The organism is Stenotrophomonas sp. BIO128-Bstrain (assembly GCF_030128875.1).
Lineage (GTDB): Bacteria > Pseudomonadota > Gammaproteobacteria > Xanthomonadales > Xanthomonadaceae > Stenotrophomonas > Stenotrophomonas bentonitica_A.
Map to the genome: position 1 here is coordinate 3,354,120 of NZ_CP124620.1, position 21,081 is coordinate 3,375,200.

At 63.5% G+C, this 21,081-nt stretch carries 18 protein-coding genes; all 18 read right to left on the reverse strand.

The features are described from left to right. Positions 1–1,167: a nucleotide sugar dehydrogenase gene (locus POS15_RS15340; protein ID WP_284128407.1), complete on the reverse strand. Its 1,167-nt coding sequence runs from the start codon at positions 1,165–1,167 to the stop codon at positions 1–3. Between the two features lie 10 nt (positions 1,168–1,177). Further along, positions 1,178–2,491: a hypothetical protein gene (locus tag POS15_RS15345; protein ID WP_284128408.1), complete on the reverse strand. Its 1,314-nt coding sequence runs from the start codon at positions 2,489–2,491 to the stop codon at positions 1,178–1,180. A 44-nt stretch (positions 2,492–2,535) separates the two neighbouring features. Next, positions 2,536–4,209, reverse strand: coding sequence for a DUF6311 domain-containing protein (locus tag POS15_RS15350; protein ID WP_284128409.1), 1,674 nt, complete (start codon positions 4,207–4,209; stop codon positions 2,536–2,538). Then, positions 4,206–4,805 carry a hypothetical protein gene (locus POS15_RS15355; RefSeq protein ID WP_284128410.1) on the reverse strand — a complete coding sequence of 200 codons (600 nt, stop codon included), beginning with the start codon at positions 4,803–4,805 and terminating at the stop codon, positions 4,206–4,208. The genes POS15_RS15350 and POS15_RS15355 overlap by 4 nt, the downstream gene beginning before the upstream one ends. Continuing rightward, positions 4,802–5,200, reverse strand: coding sequence for a GtrA family protein (locus tag POS15_RS15360; protein ID WP_284128411.1), 399 nt, complete (start codon positions 5,198–5,200; stop codon positions 4,802–4,804). Before POS15_RS15360 ends, POS15_RS15355 begins: the two co-directional genes overlap by 4 nt. Beyond that, a complete protein-coding gene (locus tag POS15_RS15365) occupies positions 5,184–6,122 on the reverse strand; it encodes a glycosyltransferase (protein ID WP_284128412.1) in 939 nt (312 codons plus the stop codon). Before POS15_RS15365 ends, POS15_RS15360 begins: the two co-directional genes overlap by 17 nt. Positions 6,123–6,133: 11 nt before the next feature. Then, the gene (locus tag POS15_RS15370; protein WP_284128413.1) at positions 6,134–7,084 is read right to left on the reverse strand and encodes a UDP-glucuronic acid decarboxylase family protein; all 951 of its coding nucleotides are present in this window, start codon (positions 7,082–7,084) and stop codon (positions 6,134–6,136) included. A gap of 124 nt (positions 7,085–7,208) precedes the next feature. Then, positions 7,209–8,162, reverse strand: a complete 954-nt coding sequence (locus tag POS15_RS15375) for an NAD-dependent epimerase/dehydratase family protein (protein WP_284128414.1) — start codon at positions 8,160–8,162, stop codon at positions 7,209–7,211. After that, positions 8,140–9,180 carry a GDP-mannose 4,6-dehydratase gene (gmd, locus tag POS15_RS15380; protein WP_284128415.1) on the reverse strand — a complete coding sequence of 347 codons (1,041 nt, stop codon included), beginning with the start codon at positions 9,178–9,180 and terminating at the stop codon, positions 8,140–8,142. Before gmd ends, POS15_RS15375 begins: the two co-directional genes overlap by 23 nt. A gap of 113 nt (positions 9,181–9,293) precedes the next feature. Further along, positions 9,294–11,813, reverse strand: coding sequence for a glycosyltransferase family 1 protein (locus tag POS15_RS15385; RefSeq protein WP_284128416.1), 2,520 nt, complete (start codon positions 11,811–11,813; stop codon positions 9,294–9,296). 2 nt (positions 11,814–11,815) lie between these two features. Continuing rightward, positions 11,816–13,258, reverse strand: coding sequence for an FkbM family methyltransferase (locus POS15_RS15390; RefSeq protein ID WP_284128417.1), 1,443 nt, complete (start codon positions 13,256–13,258; stop codon positions 11,816–11,818). A 17-nt stretch (positions 13,259–13,275) separates the two neighbouring features. Then, the gene (locus tag POS15_RS15395; protein ID WP_284128418.1) at positions 13,276–14,520 is read right to left on the reverse strand and encodes an ABC transporter ATP-binding protein; all 1,245 of its coding nucleotides are present in this window, start codon (positions 14,518–14,520) and stop codon (positions 13,276–13,278) included. Beyond that, on the reverse strand, positions 14,517–15,311 hold the full coding sequence (locus tag POS15_RS15400; protein WP_284128419.1) for an ABC transporter permease: 795 nt from the start codon (positions 15,309–15,311) through the stop codon (positions 14,517–14,519). The genes POS15_RS15395 and POS15_RS15400 overlap by 4 nt, the downstream gene beginning before the upstream one ends. Then, positions 15,308–16,738 (reverse strand): glycosyltransferase family 4 protein, encoded by a 1,431-nt coding sequence (locus tag POS15_RS15405; RefSeq protein WP_284128420.1) that lies wholly within the window; start codon positions 16,736–16,738, stop codon positions 15,308–15,310. The genes POS15_RS15400 and POS15_RS15405 overlap by 4 nt, the downstream gene beginning before the upstream one ends. Then, the gene (locus POS15_RS15410; RefSeq protein WP_284128421.1) at positions 16,731–17,921 is read right to left on the reverse strand and encodes a cystathionine gamma-synthase; all 1,191 of its coding nucleotides are present in this window, start codon (positions 17,919–17,921) and stop codon (positions 16,731–16,733) included. Before POS15_RS15410 ends, POS15_RS15405 begins: the two co-directional genes overlap by 8 nt. Positions 17,922–18,040: 119 nt before the next feature. Next, positions 18,041–19,411, reverse strand: a complete 1,371-nt coding sequence (locus POS15_RS15415) for a pyridoxal-phosphate dependent enzyme (protein ID WP_019182592.1) — start codon at positions 19,409–19,411, stop codon at positions 18,041–18,043. 191 nt (positions 19,412–19,602) lie between these two features. Next, positions 19,603–19,821, reverse strand: coding sequence for a YdcH family protein (locus POS15_RS15420; protein WP_019182593.1), 219 nt, complete (start codon positions 19,819–19,821; stop codon positions 19,603–19,605). Between the two features lie 364 nt (positions 19,822–20,185). Further along, entirely contained in the window at positions 20,186–21,019 is an 834-nt protein-coding gene (locus POS15_RS15425; RefSeq protein ID WP_237393598.1) for a hypothetical protein, read from the reverse strand. Positions 21,020–21,081: the final 62 nt, after the last annotated feature.

The window sequence follows — 21,081 nt, forward strand, 5'->3', positions numbered from 1 at the left end:
TCAGTTGTCGCCGAAAAGATCCCGCGTATACACCTTGTCGGCCACATCCGTGAGAATCTCCGCCATCCGATTGCTGATGATGACATCCGACTGAGCCTTGAAGCTGGCCAGATCGTTGACCACACGGGAGTTGTAGAACTCCGTGGCCTCGAGCGCCGGCTCATGCACGATCACCTCGACGCCCTTTGCCTTGATCCGCTTCATGATCCCCTGGATGCTGGACGACCGGAAATTATCCGAGCCGGCCTTCATGATCAACCGGTACACGCCGACGACCTTGGGCTTGCGCGCGAGGATATCGGCGGCAATGAAGTCCTTCCGGGTCGTGTTCGAGTCGACGATGGCGCGGATCAGATTCTGCGGCACCGCCTGGTAGTTGGCCAGCAGCTGCTTGGTATCCTTGGGCAGGCAGTAGCCGCCATACCCGAACGACGGGTTGTTGTACCCACCGCCGATCCGCGGATCCAGCGAGATCCCCTCGATGATCTGCCGGCTGTCCAGGCCATGCGTCTGGGCATAGGTGTCCAGCTCGTTGAAGTAGGACACGCGCATGGCCAGATAGGTGTTGGCGAAGAGCTTGATGGCTTCGGCCTCGGTGGAATCGGTGAACAGGACCGGGACGTCCTTCTTCTCTGCGCCTTCCTGCAGCAGCGATGCAAAGGTCCTTGCCGCCTCGGAGTGGTCGCCCACGATGATCCGGGAGGGGTGGAGGTTGTCGTGCAGGGCACGACCTTCACGCAGGAACTCCGGGGAGAAGATGATGTTGTCGGTGCCGAACTGATCGCGCGCCTTCGTCGTGAAGCCCACCGGGATCGTCGACTTGATGATCATCGTCGCCTGCGGATTGATCTCCAGCACCTGCGTGATGACCGATTCGATCGAGCGCGTGTTGAAGTAATTCGTCACCGGATCGTAATCGGTGGGCGTGGCGATGATGACGAATGTGGCGCCTTCGTAGGCATCACGGGGATCCAGCGTGGCTCGAAAATCGAGTTCACTCCCGGCCAGCGCCGCTTCTATGTCCGCGTCGACGATGGGCGACTCACCGCGATTGAGCTTCTCTACCTTCTCGGCGACAAGGTCAAGCGCGACCACCTCGTGGTGCCGGGCCAGCAGCACACCATTGGAAAGGCCAACGTAACCGGTACCAGCAATTGCAATCTTCATGCGACTCATCTCAATGACGTGAGTATTGCGGAGCGGGCACATGCAGCATGCGCTCCCTCGCACAGTTGTAGTAGACGCCGCTCTTCCAGAAGGCGAGCCCATTGGCAAGCGCCTCGTCGGGAATCGCCTGCTGCAGCCGTGCGCAGTGCGGACCCGGCCAGAGCGTGGCGGGCATTGCGGCGCCGACCGGTGACAAATAGGGAATGGCGACGTAGTAAGCCGAGCAGACCAGGAGGGGCAGACTGGCCACCATCGAGGCACGGTGCCGGTGCATGACGGGCACCGCAGCCCCCTGCTCGACCGGACGCAGCGAGATCATGATGGCCACCACTAGTCCGAGCGCGGCCGGGACCAGCAGACGGTTGCCCCAACCATCCCAGCCAAATGGTGCCCACCAACGTGCGAATGCGAGGCAGGAGATGGCCAGCACCGCGATGCCAGCCATGACCGCAGCCCGATCAAGCTTCCAACCTGACCAGCGCCAGCACCACAGGGCGACCAAGCCGGGCAGGCCCCAGAAGATGAGCAGACCGCCGTTAGGCGAGAACAGCGATCCGAACAGGAACTCCGCGCTCTTGGCCAGGCCCGGTGCGGTGTGCTGCGCTTCTTCCATGTAGGCCACCGGAAGCGGCACCCCGTACTTGAACGCGCTGTAGGCCGCACCGGCGATCTGCGCGAACATCACGGGCAAGGCGGCCAGGGCTGCGGTACGGATCAGTGCCCGGCGCCCTCCGTCCTGCTTCCACACGGCCACCAGATGCGCACGCTGCCGCCACAGCAGAACAACGATGGCGAGCCCTGCGAAGGCACCGATCGTGTCCTTGTAGAGCGGGAACGTAAAGCCGGATACGACCAGGATGACGGCGAGCCAGCCGTGGACCCTCAGACCGGGCGTGGCCAATGCCATTGCGAACGCGCCGATGTAGATGCCGGAAAGGATGCCCGACTGGATTTCGAGCGCGCCGCTGGCCACATAAAACACCGGCAGCGGGCTCAACGCGAGGGCCAGCACGAAGGGCCAGCCGGTCAGCCACAGCCGCCGCACGCCGTGCAGTGGGATCAGACACAGCAGGGGAAGCGTGAGAAACAGCAGATTGACCGATGTCAACGCAACGCGATCACTGCCATCGAAGGTCGCCGCGATCCAGGCGACCACCAGATAGGACAGGGGGAATTTGCTCATCCCTGGACAGGGATAGGCATCGCGGCCTATGCATTCCGCAGCCAACCGCCAGTCCGCCTGCCAGGCTGCATAATCGGTCGGGTTGAACTGCGCGATGCGAAGCGCGGCGTACAGCACGCACCCCACTGCCAGCAGGGCCACGGCCCAGCCGACTGCCGTCACGACAGTGGGACGCCCTGCCATCCTTACGGCTGTTGCGGCATGCATTTCCAGGCTCCTTCGTCCCCTTCCAGCGGCGAACACGCATGCGCTGCACGCAAGCCGTCACCGTACGTCTCCAGCAAGGCTGTCGAGACGAGGTACACAGCACGCGGATCCGGCTGCTTCAGGCGGGCGGCGTAGTCGCAATGAAACGCGGACTGATCGGCCGGCGTTCTGGCGGCGTAGAAATTGTTGGTGGGGATGCCGAGCGTCGCTGCGAGCTGTCCGACGGCCTCGTAATTGCGCACTCCGCCGCCGGGCGTGCCTTGGTTGTCGCATTGCCAGGCCGGGAAAACCAGCAGTGCGCTGTAGGAACCGGCCGGCACACCTGCAATCCGGAGCGCGTTCGCGGAGGCGATGGTCGTGCGCACGTTGCTACCGATGGAGCGGATATCGACGAGTTGCACGACCACCAGCACGGAAAGCAGCAGCGCCGCACGCCGCGCACCGAATCGCATGGAACAGGCGACGACGGAAATGAGAATGAGCCAGAAACCGGCCATCCAGAACAGGCGGCCGCTGCCGCGGAACCGCGACAGCAGGTAGGTCGCGAGCTTGGGAATCGGAATCTCGAGAACGTGGGTAGCCAGCGTCACCGTGGCCGAGAGGGCCAGCAGTGTGCAGCAGACGACCACGCACAGGGCGGGGACGAACGGAAAGCGGTTCGGCCCGGCGCGATGGTTCACGTAGGCAAGCAACGCGGCCAGCACCAGCAACAGTACGCCGAGTCCTACATAGGTGTAGCCCTCGAACGTCTGCCCGGTCGTGGCATCGGGCACGTCCAGCGGCAGCAGGCGGGCCACACCGTTTGAATCGAATGGGCCCAGCAGGTTCATGGAATAGACGCCGTAACCTCCGCTGTAGGCATTTGATCCGTCCATGAATCCGAACAAGGCCAGGCCCAGCGCGGCGATCATTGCCACCACGAGCACACGTTGCACGACTTCGCGCAGGCCAAGCACCCGCCAGGACATCACGACCAGCACGCTCGTGCTCGCACAGACCAGCAGCGCCAGATACGGATTCAATCCCGTCGCGATGAACACCACCGCACCGTTTGCTGCATACCAGCGTGCGCCGCGCCAGTCCCAGCCTGCCAGCGAAACCCATATCGACAGCACCAGGATCCAGTGGGAGGACAGTGCCGTGTGCCCCTGGAAACGATAGAATGTGTATGGGATGCTCGCGAACAGCACACCGACCAGCATTGCGATGACGATCGAAGAGATTCCCTTCGACACGCCGCCGAGGCGAAGCGCGTTCAACGCGGCGAAATAGCCGAACACACCCTGCAGCACAAGGCAGGACAGGAAGTAATAACCGAAGAACTGGGTTCCAGGATCGGCAATCGCAGCGAACGGGCGCGCGAGCAGCAGCAGCAGCGGCATCGGGTCGAACAACGAGATGCTCAGCGGCTGCGGATAGCTCAGGCGAGTGGAACTCAGCCACTGCACATCCGGATCGGAAAGGTACTGCTGCCAGGCGATGTGCACCTGTGCCAGGTCGCCCCAGATCCAGTGGGTATCGTGGACATCCAGCGGCACTGGGCCAAGCACGAATGCCGCCCATGCGACCGCGAATGCAGCCACCAGCAGCATGCCGCCCACCCGTAGGGTCCAGGCACCGGCCTTGCTGGCAAGGAAGGCGGTCAGTCTCATCGGCACTGGTAGTCCACCTGCTGTGCGCTGCTGCGGAACGGATCGGTCAGATCCGACGAATAGTTACCCATGATCAGCCGCTGTTTGGGCAGGAAATGGGTGCGGTAGAAGCGGCCAAGACTGGCCACGTTCTGCCCCTTCTCCGTCAATCTCACGCATCCATCGTTGATCGTGATCGTTCCTGACTGGAGCTGTTCGGTCAGCCGGATATCCACCAAGCGATGCTCGACCATGTACTCGTCGATGAACACATCTTTCATCCGCGCCTGCTGGATCCCACCGCCGCGCTGCTGGAGTTTCTCCAGGATGTAGAAGGAGAGCGAGCGGTCGACCACGGTGGGCACGCTGATCGCGAATGCATACCCGCCCATCGCCCAGAACAGGACCAGCAGGGCGCGCTCCAGCCCGGAGAAATGGGCCGCCTGACGAAACAGAAACAGTCCGAGCGCGGTGATGACGATCGCCACGACTGCATCGAGCAAGGCCGCATAAAGCACGACGTCGACCCGCAGGAAGCGGATATGCGCGTAATGGACGCAGAGCAGCACAACGACGAATGCCGCAGTGGCAAGAGCGGCACGGAGGTAGCGGTTCATTTGAACACCAGGAGTTTGTTCGCCACGAAGCTGCACGCCATCTGCATGCCTGTCGCAAGAATGAAGCCGATCGTGTAGTCATACCCCATCCGATCGGTCCATACATAGAGAACCAGACCGTGCAGGACGGCTATGCACGCATAGACTGCAAGGAACAGCGCGCCCTGCCGGACGATGCCCTTGTCAACGGCACGGAATACGAAGTAGCGGCTGCCGATGAAGGAAACGGCGATACCGAAAACGGCAGCGATCGCATTTGCCACGCCGGCAAGCGGGATCTCAAGCACTTCAATGTTGAAGCGAAGCACCGCGTAATGGACGGCCGTAGCTACCAGCCCATTGATGATGTAACGCAACAGCTGCCCGCGCAGGCCGGTCTCACCGCGCGCGGGCATGCAGGACCTCATGGATGAACTCGCGATAGGTACTCGTGGCGAGTACCCCGCCACTGCGGATCATGCCCGAGAGCATGAGCACGATCAGCGTCAGCGCGGCCGTCTGCAGGAACACCAGCAGCAGGATGCCGAATGCCAGCGAGAACCAGCCCGGCGTCGCAAATCCGAGGGCCTTGAGCAGCATGGCGATCACACCGCCTGCGACCGAAAGCCCGGCCACCAGGACGCACGCAATCCCCACACGCACCAGCACGTCTTCCGCAAAGACCATCAACGCACGGAAGCCATGCAGCGCCAGGCCGACGAAGTTCATTTTGCTTCGCCCCGCATAGCGCGGGCCGCGATCAAGCGCACAGGTCCGCACGCGAAGCTTCGAGCCGAGCACGGACGCGGCCACATGCGTCCACAACTCCTGCATGGACGCCAGGCGGCGCACGGCAGGCATCTTGGCCGCCATGAAGTTTCCGAAGCTGATCTGCCGACCACTCAGCAGCGAGAACAGCATCTTGTAGACGATGTAGAACGTCTTGAACTTCAGCGACTCCACGCGGCTCTTGCGCGTTGCGACCACCACATCGACATCGGCGGCATCCAGGCCGGCGATAAGTTCGGTGATGCTCTCCGGCGTGTCCTCACCATCGGAATCCATCGCGATCACGACGGCATCGTCGCCGAAATTCTCTGCGACGTAGCTCAGGCCGATCGCGATGGCGCGCTGATGGCCAACATTGCGTCGTAGCCGGATGACCACACCCTCCAGGCCGGCAGCAGAGATCGCAGCGACATCCACCGGCTGGCGGACGGAGCCGTCATCCACGGCGACGATGTAGGTTGCCGAACCCTGGGTGCGCCGCAACTCCTGGAACAGCTTGGTGGACGCCTCGACGTCCTCGTACACCGGCATCACTACGATCTTGCGCATGTTCGCTTCCCTCAGGCCTGCAGACGATGGCGGAAGTAGGAGATGGTCTCCTTCAGTCCATCCTCGAGTGCGACCTTCGGCTGCCAGTCGAGTGTCGTTTTTGCCAAGCTGATATCCGGCTGACGCTGCTTCGGATCATCCGAAGGCAGGGGGCGGTGTTCGATCTTCGAGCTTCCCCCGACCAAGCGGATCACCGTCTCGGCAAGCTCGAGCATGGTGAACTCGCCCGGATTGCCGATATTGACCGGGCCGGTGAAATCGGCTGGGGAATCCATCAAACGCAGCATGCCTTCGATGAGGTCATCGACATAGCAGAAGCTGCGCGTCTGCGTACCATCGCCATAGATGGTGATCGGCTCGCCTTTCAGTGCCTGCACGATGAAATTGCTGACCACCCGGCCATCGTTGGGATGCATGCGGGGACCATACGTGTTGAAGATACGCATGACCTTGATTTCCAGCTGGTGCTGCCGCCAGTAATCGAAGAACAGGGTTTCAGCGCAGCGCTTGCCTTCGTCGTAGCAGCTGCGGATACCGATCGGATTCACGCGTCCCCAGTAGCCTTCCACCTGTGGGTGGATCTCGGGATCCCCGTAGACTTCGCTGGTGCTCGCCTGCAGGATGCGGGCGCCCACGCGCTTGGCCAAGCCGAGCATGTTGATCGCGCCGTGCACGCTGGTCTTGGTCGTCTGCACCGGATCGTACTGGTAATGAACCGGCGAAGCCGGGCATGCCAGATTGAAGATGCGATCGACCTCGACGTAGAGTGGGAACGTGACGTCGTGGCGCATCAGTTCGAAATGCTTGTGCCCGATCAGCCCTTCGACGTTGTTCTTGCTGCCGGTATAGAAATTGTCCACGCAGAGGACGTCGTGGCCCGCTGCAATCAGACGGTCACAGAGATGGGATCCCAGGAAGCCGGCGCCACCAGTCACCAATACGCGTTGTTGATTGTCAGACATGCAACCCTATCCTCGGGATCAGCGGTGAGCGGCCAGCATGCCGTGGGCATGCCGTGGAACCGCCCCCTGTTAGTTAAGCAATTGTAAGCGAGTTTCGCCGCACGAGCGTGCGAGGAGCCGGTGCTCAGCCGGCTCCGCCGACCGGCGTGCCGGGGGCCGCTGCCTGCAGCATCCAGGCAAGCGTCTGTTCCAATGGCGGGCTGTTCCAACTGCCGATCAGGTCGAGCAGGCGGCGGTTATCTCCGAGCAGGACCTTGACTTCATTGGCCCGCACGAACGCGGGGTTTACCCGTACGTCCAGGGAGTGGCCGCTGAGGGTTTCACACATGGCCAGGATATCGGCCAGGGTGTGGCCGCGACCGGAGCACACATTCACCACCTGGCCGGCCGCTTCAGGTGTCTCAAGCAACTGCCGATAGGCGGACACCACCGCGCGGACGTCGCCGAAATCCCGGGATACCTCCAAATTGCCGAGCTCAAGCAGGGGCGCTCGACGGGCAAAGTGGGACACGATCTTCGGGACAAGGAACTGCTCTGCCTGGCCAACGCCGGTGTAATTGAACGGACGCACGACTGTTATCGGCAGCCGCTCCTTCCACAGCCCGGCGACATACTCCATCGCCAGCTTGCTGACCGCGTAATCGTTGGCCGGTGCAGGCGGGGTACCTTCATCCAGCACCCCCGCAGCAGCATTGCCGTAGACGTTCGCGCTGCTTGCCAGCAATACGCGATCCAGCGCCAGCCCAGCCTGCTCCACCGCTGAAAGCAGGTTTCGCGTTCCCATCAGGTTGACGCTGTAAAACTCTTCCACGCTGCCATGGCCGACAAAGGCCAGCGCAGCCAGATGCACGATGACATCGGGCCGCGTCGCCTGGACCAGTGCCGTCAGCGCCTGCGCGTCGCGCAGGTCAGCGAGATGCGATTCATGCGCGCCAGGCACGCCGCCCTGCGAGCCTACCTCAATGACATGGCACTGCTGGGACTGAAGCTCGGCCACCATGTAGCGCCCGGTAAAACCGGACGCTCCCGTCACCAGGACCCGCTTGTGGGCGAGATCAGAACGAGAAGCCACGCTCATTCCTCTTGAGGTCCGCTTCGACCATCATCTGGCACAGTGCCTCCAGCGTGGTCTGTGGCTTCCAGCCGAGAATGCGCTCTGCCTTGGCGGGATCACCGATCAGCAGGTCCACTTCAGCCGGGCGGTGGAACTTCTCGTTGATGCGAACCAGCGTTTTGCCCGTCGCGGTATCGACCGCCGTTTCATTGATGTCGCTGCCGCGGAATTCGACATCTATACCGGCGCCCTTGAACGCCATCGTGACAAAATCACGGACCGTCTCGGTGCGGTTGGTGGCGAGCACGAACGTATCCGGTTCGTCGGCCTGCAGCATCCGCCACATTCCCTCGACATACTCCTTGGCAAAACCCCAGTCGCGCTTTGCATCCAGATTGCCCAGTTCCAGCACATCAAGCTGGCCCAGTTTGATCTTGGCGACGGAGTCGGTGATCTTGCGCGTCACGAACTCACGACCGCGAAGGGGGCTCTCGTGGTTGAACAGGATGCCGCTGGAACCGAAGATGTTGTAACTCTCGCGGTAGTTGACCGTGATCCAATGTGCGTAGAGCTTGGCGACACCGTACGGGCTGCGCGGATAGAACGGCGTGTCTTCCTTCTGCGGCACTGCCTGGACTTTCCCGAACATTTCCGAGGTCGAGGCCTGATAGAAGCGGATCTTCGGATTCAGCAGGCGGATCGCCTCGAGCAGGTTCAGAGCACCCACGCCGGTGATCTGCGCCGTGGTGGAGGGCTGCTCGAAGCTCACGCCGACGAAGCTCTGGGCGGCCAGGTTGTAGATCTCGTCCGGCTGGATCTTCTGCACCATCGCCATCGTGGTGCCAAGATCGGTGAGGTCGTACTCGACCAGATGAAGGTTCGGATGCCGGGTGACCCCCAACTCGTCCATGCGCCAGAAGTTCACCGAGCTCGTGCGGCGATAGGCGCCATGGACCTCATAGCCCTTCTCCAGCAGGAGCTGGGCCAAATACGCACCGTCCTGTCCGGTGATACCGGTAATGATCGCCTTCTTGCTGCTCATAGTTCCTTCACTCTTGTTTGATAATGACGCCGCGATGCTGCGGCTCGCGGGCGCGTGGTGGCCGTTCCATGACTGGTCCCCTGCGGGCCCCCGTCCCTGTCAACAGGGCCGGATCATACATTACGGGACCCTCCCCGCCCTTTCACCGCCAGCGGCGCCAGTAGGGCCTGTTCGAGCTGCTTGGCACTCTCTTTCCAGGTCAGCCACCGCAACTTCTGGATGTCGGGCAGCGTGCCCGCCTTCTCTGCACGCATCCAATCGACCACGGCGTCGGCCAGGGCGTCGAAGCCCACACCGCTGAAGTAGCTGGAATGGTCGCCCGCGACCTCCCTGAATACGGGTAGGTCGCGTGCCAGTACCGGCATGCCAAGCTGGGCCGCTTCGATCAAGGGCAGGCCGAACCCCTCGCCTTGGGATGCAGCGAGCAGGCAGGACGAGGCAGCATAGATCTGCTCCAGATACTCGTCACTGATGGCCTCCAGCCAGAACAGGCGTCGCCCGCGCTCGGGGTGGCGGGCGATCAGGTCGCACAGCTCATCCACCAGCCACCCGCGCTTGCCCACGATGACCAACATCGCGTCCTCGCCGTCCGACCACAGCCGTTCGAAGGCCGCCAGCGCCTGCGCGTGGCCTTTGCGCGGCTCCAGGGTGCCGACCATCAGGAAGCTGGTTCCGGCCTTTATCCGCTGCACGATGGACGGACCGTCTGCCGGCAGGCCTTTGCTTGGGGTGCTGCCGGTGATGTCCGCCCCCAGGTGGAACCAGGAGAGTTCGGGCCGATGCTCGAGCAGGCTCTGGTCCATCCAGCTGCGCACGTCTTCGGCAACCGCCGCGGAAATGCAGATCAACCGATCCGAATACTCGGCCACCGCGCGCAGCCAGCGCTCGTGATAACGCCCGCCGTCCAACGGCCACCACTCAGGGTGTCGGACCGGCAGGATGTCGTAGACGACGAAGGCGATGCTGACACCGGTGGCGCGGAAATACTCGAACCAGTGCGGGATAAGCGATGCCGTATCCCCTACTAGGTCAAGACCGAGGAAGGCGTCGCCGGCATGGCAGACCAAGGGGCCATCCTGGCCCTGCTGGCCAGTCAACTGCCCCATGTATTCGTTCGCGCACACATACTGACGTGAAGCGCGGTCGATCCGGATGAGCTGGATCCGGTACCCGGCCGGCGGGTTGGCCATCCACTCCGAGACGACAGCGCGCGTGACGCGTTGGATGCCGGTTCGATGGTCGTGCGCGGCCAGCTCGGATACGTCCACCAGCAACTGGCGCTGCATCGGGGAAATGGATCTGTCCAGCGCATCGGACAGTGCCAGCGTGCTGGACGGCTCCCGATCCGCCCTGGCGGCCAACGCGGTCGTCGCATCCAACAGGATCCGATCGGCAGATACTACCTTGGCCTTGTGTCCGGCATGCACGGTCTCGCACGCATCCAGCAGTGCAGCCGCCACCAGGGGCCATGAGAACTGCGCCCCACGCGTCAGCGCGTATTCCCGCAGGTCTACCAGCGCCGCCTCATCATCTAGGTGGCGTGCCATGCAATCGCGGATGGACGCCACGTCCATCGGATCGAACATCGCGTCCTTGCGCGTGGCGATCTCCCGGATGCTCGACGCATCGGAGGCGAGCACTGCCGCCCCGCAGTTCATGGCTTCCAGCACGGGCAGGCCGAAGCCTTCGTGCCAGGAGGGAAACACGAAGAACCGGCAGCGGTTGTAGAGTGCGACCAGGTCGCGGTCGGACACATAGCCGGTAAAGATCAGCTCTTCCGTCCGCAGCCCGGACGCGGCCCCCAGTGCCATCAATTCCTCGATGTGGGGACCGTGCATCCGGCCGGCCATCACCAGCCTGAGCATGCTGCGCTGCCGGGGCTCGAGGCCCGCGTAGGCCTGCACCAGCCGCACCAGGTTCTTGCGGTTGTCCGAGCCGCCGGTGTACAGGATGAAGTCCGTCGCAATGCCATACTTCTCCTTCACCCTGCGCAGCGTGATGGAGTCCTTCGGCAACGGCTTGAAGACGTCGTCGCAGGCGCCGGAGATATTGAAGACCTTGTCACGATCGAAGCCCAGTACATCCCGGGCCTCATCCGCGGCGCTCTGTGAAATGGCCACCAGGGCATCCGCACGGCGCAGATCAGCGAGCTTTTCCTCGTAATACATCCGATACGGGGGAACGGGATCCAGGTAAGTCGCTGGATTCATCAGCGGAATGAGATCGTAAAGCGTCACCACGGTCGGAACATCCGACACAACGCCCACGCTGGTGACGGAGTTGTCGCCGTATCCTTCGAAGAGGCTCGACAGATGCACGACATCCGGCGACAGCGCCGCAATGGCCGCCTCGCGGATGATCTCGGCATCGCGGATGCGATCGACGTTTGAACGATCCATGCCATGAACGGGCAGAGGCACGTGCCATACATGGATGTTTCCCGGCGCAAGCAATCCCTCGAATGCCTTGCGAATGGTCGCAATGGTGTCGGCAAACGCACCGTTGAGCACGATGTGGACGTCGTGGCCACGATTGTCGCGTGCAACAGCCAGGGCGAGCGAAAGGCTGTATCTGCCGATACCGCGGTAGCGGCTCTCCGACTGCGCGCCTTGCAGGTCAATAACGATACGCATGCTCAAACTTCCTGTCTGGACTGTGCAGCGCGCAGCTGGGCGTGGATCCAGCGTGCGCGGGCGGAAAGGCGCTGATCATCTTCGTGGCCATCAAAATTCGTCACCTGCCCAAGCGCGGTAACGATCGCCACCTGTGGCAACGGGGCGACTATGCCCCGGTGGCTGGCGAGCAACCTCAGCCGCTCGTGAAGCGGTGGAACCAGCTTCACGCACTGGTTTATCCAGCGCCCGAGCAGGGGACGTGCAAGCACCGCGCGCATGGCGCCCACGGTCGTCTCGCGCAGGACATCCTTCGGCGACGTCCTGGACCTCTGCGCGAAGCCGGAGAGCGTGCGCAGCGGACGGGTGATGCGCCACGACTTGCTGTTCAGCAGTTGCTGGATGAGCTCACGCTCGGCGGCCAGCTCGTGATCCCGGCGCACGACCTCGCCACGCTCGGAGTGGGTTTGCCCACGCGCGCACTCGAAGTCTTCCTTGTAGGCTTCCATCGCCTCTGACAGAACGCTCACTTCATGCTGGAGCGCCGCGGCGTCGCCACGAAGAACCTGGGCCTCGGCCGTCTGCGCGTCCAGCTCCTGGCGCAGCGCCTCGGCCTGCGCACGCAGGCCTTGCGCTTCCTCGATCGCCGACGCACGTTCAGCCTCGATCGCCGCCGTGCGCGCGCCCATCTCCTGGACACTGCCGTGAAGCCCGTGGATCGTGGCATGCATCGCAGCCTGTCGCTCGGCCGCAACGGCATTCGCGGCCGCGCAGAAGGTCGAGTCGGGCGAGAGCACGAACGCATCGAACACGTTGGGCCCGCATGTCAGTGCGGCTTTCAGCTCCGGATGCTCATTGCTCACATAGAAGCGGTTGAGGCCATCGAAGTAGGCAAACTCATAGCCTTTCTGCAGGACCAACGGCTCCCATTGCTGGTGGCTGGGCTCGGGGCTCAGCGGTCGTGTGCTCTCGATCACCAGCAGCCACGGCCGGCGATCGCCCTGCCAACCGGCTACCACCTGGAACTCTGCGCCCTCCACATCGATCTTGAGCCAGTGCACGTCACCGGGACCTCCCTTCTCGATGACGTCATCCAGCGTGATGGCCGGGACGCGCACTTCATGCACGTCGAACCCCGCCTCACGGCGCGACGCCGCGATGGCCTCATCCGTGGTGCTCAGCCCGGTATCCGTGATGTCGAAGAAGCGCAGCTCGCCCCGCGCATCACTGACGGCCGCCTGCAGGACCTGCTCATCGGCCCGCCGCTCGCGCAGCAGGGTGGAGTAATGCTGGGTCGGCTCGACGTGCACGCCGCGCCAGCCCTTGTCATAGAAGAGTCGGCTGACCGAATGTTCATCGGGGCTCTGTGCACCGACATCGATGTAGCGTCCCTGCTCGATATGGCCCAAAGCACGCCACAGGATGACGTCTTCAAAGTTCTGGGCGTAGGAAATCAGATTGAACATGCTTTTTCCTGGTTCCGTCAGCGTTCAACGGCGTCGCGCTCGACCGCGAACGACGCGTCGAGCCAGTTACTGCCGATAAAGAGGGGTTGGCCAGCATTCATCACTTCGAACACGAGGAGGTTGTCCACCCATTCGTAGTTGTCCACCAGATGCGTTTCGGTGCTTACCAATGCGGGGGAAACCGAGTATGAGCCCGGGCCGAGCCGGCAGGTGAAATCCAGCGAGTAACGCACGCACTCGCCGGCCGCGATGTCACGCTGGACCTGGCCGGTATGCCATGTGTTGCTCCCCCACACCACGTGCCCCTGCTTGTCGCGCAGCATGAAACCCAGCACCAAGCTGGGGATCGCATCATGCGCTTCGGCCTCCAGCACCAGCCTCAACCGCTGGCCCACGGTCGCGAGCGCGACGTCATCGCCCGTGTGTGCATCCACGAGCCGAAGCCTGCGCGCCACCACCTTGCCACTCCCACTGCGGGTCATCACCCACCCGGACTTGTCGCGCCGCTGCTCTACGGTGAGCTGCTCGTTTTCCTTTCGCGCAATCAGAGCGTTGTAGTAATCGATGACCTCATCCGGGGCGCCATCCCTGAGCACGCGCCCCTTGTCGAGAAGGATGACCCGATCGCACAGCGCCTTGACGTCGCCAGGGCTGTGCGACACGAGCATGATCGAGGTGCCTTCCTCGCGGAAACGCCGCATGCGATCAAAGCTCTTGTGCTGGAAGTAGCTGTCACCCACGGCCAGTGCTTCGTCGACGATCAGCAGGTCAGGCGTGAATGCAGTCGCCACCGCGAAGGCCACGCGCACCTGCATGCCGCTGGAATAGGTCCGGACCGGCTGATCGAAATAGTCACCCACTTCGGCGAAATCCTGGATTCCCTGCATCGCCTGCGCGATCTGCTCCTGGGAATACCCCATGAGCCCAGCGGAATGGAAGGCGTTCTGGCGCCCGGTGAGGTCGGGGTTGAAGCCCATGCCGAGCTCGAGGATCGCCGCGACCCGGCCTGTCCGTGTCACCTGGCCTTCGGTGGGCTGCGCCGTGCCGGTGATGAGTTTGAGCAACGTACTCTTGCCCGCGCCGTTCTGTCCGATCACACCCACCGCTTCACCGGGTGCAATGGAGAAGGACACATCCCTGAGCACCCAGGTCTCCTCGCGTGGCCGGGTGGGCATCCCGAACCAGCGCGCAGCGCGCAGCCACTCGCTGCGCCATACACGGTACGCCTTGCCTACGCCCTCCACCTTCAACTCGCCGCTCATAGAGCATCCACCATTTCAGGACTGGCACGCCGGAACACGATCAGGGCGGCCATTCCCATCAGAAGGGTTGTCAGAATCATCCACACCAGGTCCGCCCAGACGGGCGGCTTGTTGAACACCAGGACATTCTGGTAACTGGTGACAAGCGGGAACAACGGATTGAGCTTGAAGACCTTCTGCACGCTCGGGGGCAGGATCTTTATGTGATAGACGATGGGGGTCAGCCAGAACAGGGCCTGCAGCACCACCGGCACGACCTGGCCGATGTCCCGCATGAAGACGTTGAGCACCCCGAGCAGAAGCCCGATGGACATCGCAAACGTCAGCGTGAGCACCATCAGCGCCGGCAGCCACCAGGCCTGCATGTCCGGGAAATGCCCGAGCACGGCAAATACCGCGAAGATCGCCACCAGCAGCAGCAGGTTGTTGACGAGCATCGTTCCGCCGGCGATGAACGGCAGGCAGATCCGCGGAAACGCCATCTTTTTCATCAGATTGCCGCTGTCGACGAACAGGTTCACTGACTTGCCCACCGTCTCGGCGAACATCGTCCAGCACAAGGTACCGGCCATCAAATACAGCGCGTATGCATATTTGTTGTCGATGCCGGGAAGTTTTGCCGCCAGCACCTCGGACAGAATCGTGGCGAAGATGAGCACCTGCATGAGCGGGTGGATGATCATCCACAGCGCGCCGAGCCTGCTGCGTATGAAACGAAGCCGAAGCTCGTTTCGGATGGACGAAAGAATGAAGAAGCGATATGCCCACAATGCTCGCAGCATGTTTTTCATGGAGTGCCCCTCCGGGCGGATTCTTCCAGATCGTTCTTACCGGCATGGCGCGACCGGTCCAGTTCAATTTGACCCAGGCGGGCAAGAATATGCTCGGCTGCCCGCTCGCGCGAAAGCACCTGCGTGACGTTCTCGCGCCCACGCTGCCCCAGTTCACGCGCCGCCTGCGGATCATCGGCCAGCTTGCGCATCCACAGGGCCGCTTCGGCGATATCCGCTTCGGCCCAGTACTGGCCTTCGCCGTGCGGATACTCGCCCGGCTGGACCGCCACCATCCGGTAGCCCACCAATGCCGCGCAGTCGGCGTCCATGAAGTCCAGGTTCCCGGACCAGTTGGTCGCGATCACCGGTTTTCCCATCGCCATGCATTCGGCAAGACCGAGGCCGAAGCCCTCGGACCGATGCAGGGAAACGTAGACATCGCAGCAGCGCTGAAGGGCATTGACGTGGGCGCGATCGATCACCTCGTCCCGGACCACGACCCGGGCATCGGCCTCGACCTCCTTCAACAAGGTCCGGAAGCGATCCGGGTGGCGAAAACCGTTGCTTGATTTGATCAGCAGGCGGACATCATCGCGACCCGCAGGGAATGCCTCGCGGAAGGCATTCAAGACAGCGTAGGGATTCTTCCGGGCGATCCAGGAGTTGAAGTCGAAGGTGACCAGGAACGTGAACTTCTCCTCCTCCAGGCCGAAATCCGCACGCTCAAGGCCGCTGTCGGGCAGCGTGCTCAAGGGCAGCGGCACACGCAGCACAGGTTTGTCGGTCACGCGCCGGAATGCATCCTCGACGAACTGACTGGCGACCATCACCTCATCCACGTGCTCCAGCGCCTCTATCCATTCCTCGGGAATGGCCTCCAGCTCCCAGAACCAGCAGGCGATCAGGTATCGCCCCTGCAGCCGTGCCGCACCGATCTGCGCCAGGGCGGGCTGAAGGCAATCCGGGTTGACGAAGAGGATGCTGACCGGGTGGGGCGTTTCAGTGCCAATCCAGCCATCCAGGCTGTGATCGTCCCAGCCATGCGGCAGGTCGAGGTCGATGTCGTACAGGGCAACATCCGCCCCGGCTTCGATCAGCGCGCGCGCATACAAGCGCGCACTTTCGGCCAAGCCAAACTGCCCCCGTATGTAACCCAAGATGTTCACGCCGGTACCGCTGCCCGCAGATCTCTCCGCGCGGAGCGTCCCGTGGTGGGCGCTGGGCTGCAGCGCCCAGCGGGGGGTGCGTGGAAACCGCGCGCGGCCGCTGGCGCGCGCGGCCAGCAACGAGGAAGCGCGATTGCGCAGACCTTGCGGACGATGGCGGTAGATCGCCTGCAACCAATGCTGCCCTCTGATCCACGCTGACAGGCTCAGCATCAGCAACCCCAGCGAAGGGGCCCGCCGCTGCTCACCGTGGCGCGGACGCTCTGCGCCCTCATTCATGGCTCGAAAGCGCCCCTTCCAGATCCACCTGCAGATCCCCCAACTCCTCAACCCCCACGCTCAGCCGCACCAGCGCATCGCTGATGCCCAGCTTCTCGCGGCGCTCGACCGGGATCGAGGCATGCGTCATCACCGCAGGATGGTTGACCAGGCTTTCCACGCCCCCCAGCGACTCGGCCAGGGTGAACAGTTCGGTCTTCTCGCAGAAACGCTTGGCCGCCTCGAAACCGCCCTTGAGCACGATCGAAACAATGCCGCCGTAGCCATTCATCTGGCGGGTCGCCAGTTCATGCTGCGGGTGCGAGGTCAGGCCGGGGTAGATAACCTTCTCGACGGCCGGGTGCTTTTCCAGCCACTGGGCCAGGGCCAGCGCGTTGGCGCAGTGTGCCTTCATGCGCAGCGGCAGGGTCTTCAGGCCGCGCAGGGCCAGGAAGCTGTCGAACGGCCCCTGCACCGCGCCGATGGAGTTCTGCAGGAAGGCCATCTGCTCGGCCAGTTCGGCGTTGTCACCGACCACCACCATGCCGCCGACCATGTCCGAGTGCCCGTTGAGGTACTTGGTGGCCGAGTGCAGGACCAGGTCCGCGCCCTGCTCCAGCGGGCGCTGCAGCATCGGCGAGGCGAAGGTGTTGTCAACCACCACCAGCAGGTTGTGGCGCTTGGCGATCGCAGCGACTGCGGCGATGTCCACGATCTTCAGCATCGGGTTGGTCGGGGTCTCGATCCAGACCATCTTCGTCTGCGGGGTGATCGAGGCCTCGAACGCGGCCAGGTCGGTCAGGTCGACGAAGCTGAACTGAAGGCCGGCGGTGCGCTTACGCACGCGCTCGAACAGGCGGAAGGTGCCGCCATAGATATCGTCCATCGCCACCACGTGGCTGCCGGCATCCAGCAGCTCCATCACCGTGGAGCTGGCGGCCATGCCCGAGGCGAACGCGTAACCGCGGCTGCCGCCTTCCAGGGAGGCCACGCAACGTTCGTAGGCGAAGCGGGTGGGATTGTGGGTACGCGAGTACTCGAAGCCCTGGTGCTCGCCGGGGCTGGACTGGGCGTAGGTGGAGGTCGCATAGATCGGCGGCATCACCGCGCCGGTGCTCGGATCCGGCGATTGGCCGCCGTGGATGGCCAGGGTAGCCAGGGCGAGCGAGCGGTCGCCGTGCCCGGAAGAAGCGTGATCGGACATGTTGTTTCCCAGCAAGAGGAGCCCCCATGGGGGGCCCCGCAAAAGGAGCGGAAGTCTATCAGCGGTGGCTTAATCGGCCGTTGACGCGGATAAACATGGGTTCATTGCGACACAGACGCTTACTGTACGCGCCGGCGCAGGTAGTTCAGCAGGTCGATGCGGGTGATCAGGCCGAGGAAGTTGGCGCCATCCATGACGATGGCGACCTGGCCACGGTCGAACACCGGCAGCAGGGCCTCGATCGGGGATTTCACGTCCAGGCGGTCCAGCTTGCTGACCATCGCGGTGGCCACCGGGTCGCGGAAACGGGCTTCATCGCCGTAGACATGCAGCAGCACGTCGCTTTCATCCACGATGCCGACCAGCTGGTCGCCGTCCATCACCGGCAGCTGCGACACGTCATACAGCTTCATGCGCTGGTAGGCGGTGGTCAGCAGGTCGTTCGGGCCGATCACGACAGTGTCGCGCTGGCCGTACGGGCGCAGGATCAGGTCGCGCAGGTCGCCCGACTGCGGGCGCTCCAAGAAGCCGTTGTCCAGCATCCAGTAGTCGTTGTACATCTTGGACAGATACTTGTTGCCGGTGTCGCAGACCAGCACCAGGACCTTCTTCGGGGTGGTCTGCTCCTTGCAGTACTTCAGCGCCGCGGCCAGCAGGGTGCCGGTGGAGGAACCGCCGAGGATACCTTCCTTGCCCAGCAGTTCACGGGCGGTGTGGAAGCTCTCGGCATCGCTGATCGCGTAGGCCTTCGTGACGCGGCTGAAATCGGCGATCGAGGGCAGGAAGTCTTCGCCGATGCCTTCCACCAGCCAGCTGCCCGACTTGTCGTTGAGCACGCCATCATTGATGTACTCGGCCAGGATCGAGCCGACCGGATCGGCCAGGACCAGCTCGGTCTTCGGCGAGAGGGTGGCGAAGGCGCGCGACAGGCCGGTCATGGTGCCCGAGCTGCCACAGCCGAACACGATCGCGTCCAGGTCGCCGTCCATCTGCGCCAGGATTTCCGGGCCGGTGCCGAATTCGTGCGCGGCCGGGTTGTCCGGGTTGCCGAACTGGTTGATGAAGTACGCGCCGGGGGTTTCCTCGGCCACGCGCTTGGCCATGTCCTGGTAGTACTCCGGGTGGCCCTTGGCCACGTCCGAACGGGTCAGGCGCACTTCGGCGCCCATCGCCTTGAGGTTGAAGATCTTCTCGCGGCTCATCTTGTCCGGCACGACCAGGATCAGCTTGTAGCCCTTCTGCTGGGCGACCAGCGCCAGGCCCAGGCCGGTGTTGCCGGCGGTGCCCTCGACCAGGGTCGCGCCCGGCTTGAGGTCGCCACGCTTCTCGGCGGCTTCGATCATCGACAGGCCGATGCGGTCCTTGATCGATCCTCCGGGATTGGCACTCTCGAGCTTCAGGTAAAGCTCGCAGACCCCCGTATCCAGGCGCTGGGCCTTGACGATCGGGGTCTGGCCAATGAGTTCGAGTACGGAGGAGTGGATTGCCATCGGTTCACATCGATTCGCGCCGCAATGCGGCCGGACCGGTGATTATCCGACGGTTGGCGGCGAAAGTCAGGTTGCCGCGTTCATCGGCCCTGCGGCCGGATTGCCGCTGCGGGAACGGACCCGGAGCGGCGCGGACGGCACCGGTCGACGAGGAGACCGGAACCGCCCGCGACGTAGGGTGGCAAGAGGGGTCAGTGCACGGGGGAGGCGTACATCCGTTCCAGTTTCTGCTTGGCCAGCAGCTTTTCACGCTTCATCTGTCCCAGGGTGAGGCTGTCTATCGGGAGCACACCCAGCTCGGCATCCATGCACTTCTTGTTCAACTTCTGGTGCCGTTCGTAGAGCGCCTTGAATTCGGGATCCTGCTTGCGCCGTGCGTCGATATCGCTCTGGGGCTGACCTTCAAACATGATGAACCTCCTATCGCTTCTGCAGAAACAAGAACGCCCCGGCCTGACGGCACGGGGCGCTGCTTGGGGCGGAGTGCCGGGCAACCGTGACCTGCGAACCCGCGGCGGCGTCCAGTGCGTACTGGACCTGCGACTGCTGTGGTTCGTGGCGCTGGTGCATTGCCGGCCCTCCAATCGTCCAGGCCGCGGAAGGCGACCCGGACAACTGACCCTACGCTTGCTTCGGGACCGGTTCAACCCTTTCAAACGATATCGTCGACCGCGCCTAGGCAGGGTTCAGGCTGAACGCGCAGAACAACGGAAATTAAACAAAAACAACCAGTTGCGTCATGACCCGCGGTCATGACGCAACACCGGCCCGGCATCAGGGCGCGATGATGACTTCCGCCGAACGGGCCTTGGTCGCCGCGGCCTTCTTGCCGCTGACCTGCAGCCGGCTGGCACTGACACCGGCGGCCACGAGTGCATCGCGCAGCGCCTCGGCGCGCTGTTGGCCGACGCCGGCGGCCGCGTCATAGGCTTCGATCCGGACCCGGCCCTTCTTGCCGATGTTCAGGTACTCGGCCAGGGCCTTGGCCTGGCCCTTGGCCCCGCCGGACAGGCTGCCCTTGCCGGCGGCAAAGGCGTCGCCGCTGAAGGTGAACACTTCCCCGCGGGACTCGAACTTCGAGCCCGGCAGCTTGCTGCCCGACACCAGCTCGGCTTCTTCACGGGCCAGCTTGGCGGCATTCTGCTGGGCCGCACTCAGGCGCGCGGTCTGCTTGCCGGCCACGCTGGTCAGCGCGGTTTCGGCGTCCTGGCGGGCCAACGCTTCCTGCTCGGCCGCCTGGCGCAGGCGCTCGCTTTCCTCGGCCTGGATCTGGGCCTGGACGCGCAGGCGCTCGGCTTCCTGGCGCGCCCGCTGGGCATCGCGGCGGCTGGCTTCGATCAACAACTCGCTGCGGGTGCGCTCGAGCTGGTCGACCTCACGCTGGGCCAACGCGGCACGGACGCTGGTCTCGGCGATCTCGACCCGGCGCTCGGCCAGGTAACGGGCCTGGTCCAGATCGCGGCGCTTGGCCTTGGCCAGGTCGGCCACGGCCTGCTGGGCCTGCAGGCGCTCGAAGGCGGCCAGCTGGGCGGCATCCGGGTTGGCCTGGATCGCCATCAGGCGCTGGGTGAGCTGGGCCACCGCCGGGTCATCGGCGGCCTGGGCCATCAGCGGCAGGCTGAGGCTGGCGGCCAGCAGCAGGCAGGGCATGCGCATCTTGGTGGAGATCA

Bases quoted from the DNA above. Each gene is read 5' to 3' on its own strand.
- POS15_RS15395 (WP_284128418.1), bottom strand. From the start codon at position 14,520: ATGAGCGGCGAGTTGAAGGTGGAGGGCGTAGGCAAGGCGTACCGTGTA.
- POS15_RS15420 (WP_019182593.1), bottom strand. From the start codon at position 19,821: ATGTTTGAAGGTCAGCCCCAGAGCGATATCGACGCACGGCGCAAGCAG.
- POS15_RS15410 (WP_284128421.1), bottom strand. From the start codon at position 17,921: ATGTCCGATCACGCTTCTTCCGGGCACGGCGACCGCTCGCTCGCCCTG.
- gmd (WP_284128415.1), bottom strand. From the start codon at position 9,180: ATGAGCAGCAAGAAGGCGATCATTACCGGTATCACCGGACAGGACGGT.
- POS15_RS15370 (WP_284128413.1), bottom strand. From the start codon at position 7,084: ATGTCTGACAATCAACAACGCGTATTGGTGACTGGTGGCGCCGGCTTC.
- POS15_RS15425 (WP_237393598.1), bottom strand. From the start codon at position 21,019: ATGGCCCAGGCCGCCGATGACCCGGCGGTGGCCCAGCTCACCCAGCGC.
- POS15_RS15400 (WP_284128419.1), bottom strand. From the start codon at position 15,311: ATGAAAAACATGCTGCGAGCATTGTGGGCATATCGCTTCTTCATTCTT.
- POS15_RS15405 (WP_284128420.1), bottom strand. From the start codon at position 16,738: ATGAATGAGGGCGCAGAGCGTCCGCGCCACGGTGAGCAGCGGCGGGCC.
- POS15_RS15390 (WP_284128417.1), bottom strand. From the start codon at position 13,258: ATGTTCAATCTGATTTCCTACGCCCAGAACTTTGAAGACGTCATCCTG.
- POS15_RS15350 (WP_284128409.1), bottom strand. From the start codon at position 4,209: ATGAGACTGACCGCCTTCCTTGCCAGCAAGGCCGGTGCCTGGACCCTA.
- POS15_RS15340 (WP_284128407.1), bottom strand. From the start codon at position 1,167: ATGAAGATTGCAATTGCTGGTACCGGTTACGTTGGCCTTTCCAATGGT.
- POS15_RS15355 (WP_284128410.1), bottom strand. From the start codon at position 4,805: ATGAACCGCTACCTCCGTGCCGCTCTTGCCACTGCGGCATTCGTCGTT.
- POS15_RS15375 (WP_284128414.1), bottom strand. From the start codon at position 8,162: ATGAGCGTGGCTTCTCGTTCTGATCTCGCCCACAAGCGGGTCCTGGTG.
- POS15_RS15415 (WP_019182592.1), bottom strand. From the start codon at position 19,411: ATGGCAATCCACTCCTCCGTACTCGAACTCATTGGCCAGACCCCGATC.
- POS15_RS15365 (WP_284128412.1), bottom strand. From the start codon at position 6,122: ATGCGCAAGATCGTAGTGATGCCGGTGTACGAGGACGTCGAGGCGTCC.
- POS15_RS15385 (WP_284128416.1), bottom strand. From the start codon at position 11,813: ATGCGTATCGTTATTGACCTGCAAGGCGCGCAGTCGGAGAGCCGCTAC.
- POS15_RS15360 (WP_284128411.1), bottom strand. From the start codon at position 5,200: ATGCCCGCGCGCGGTGAGACCGGCCTGCGCGGGCAGCTGTTGCGTTAC.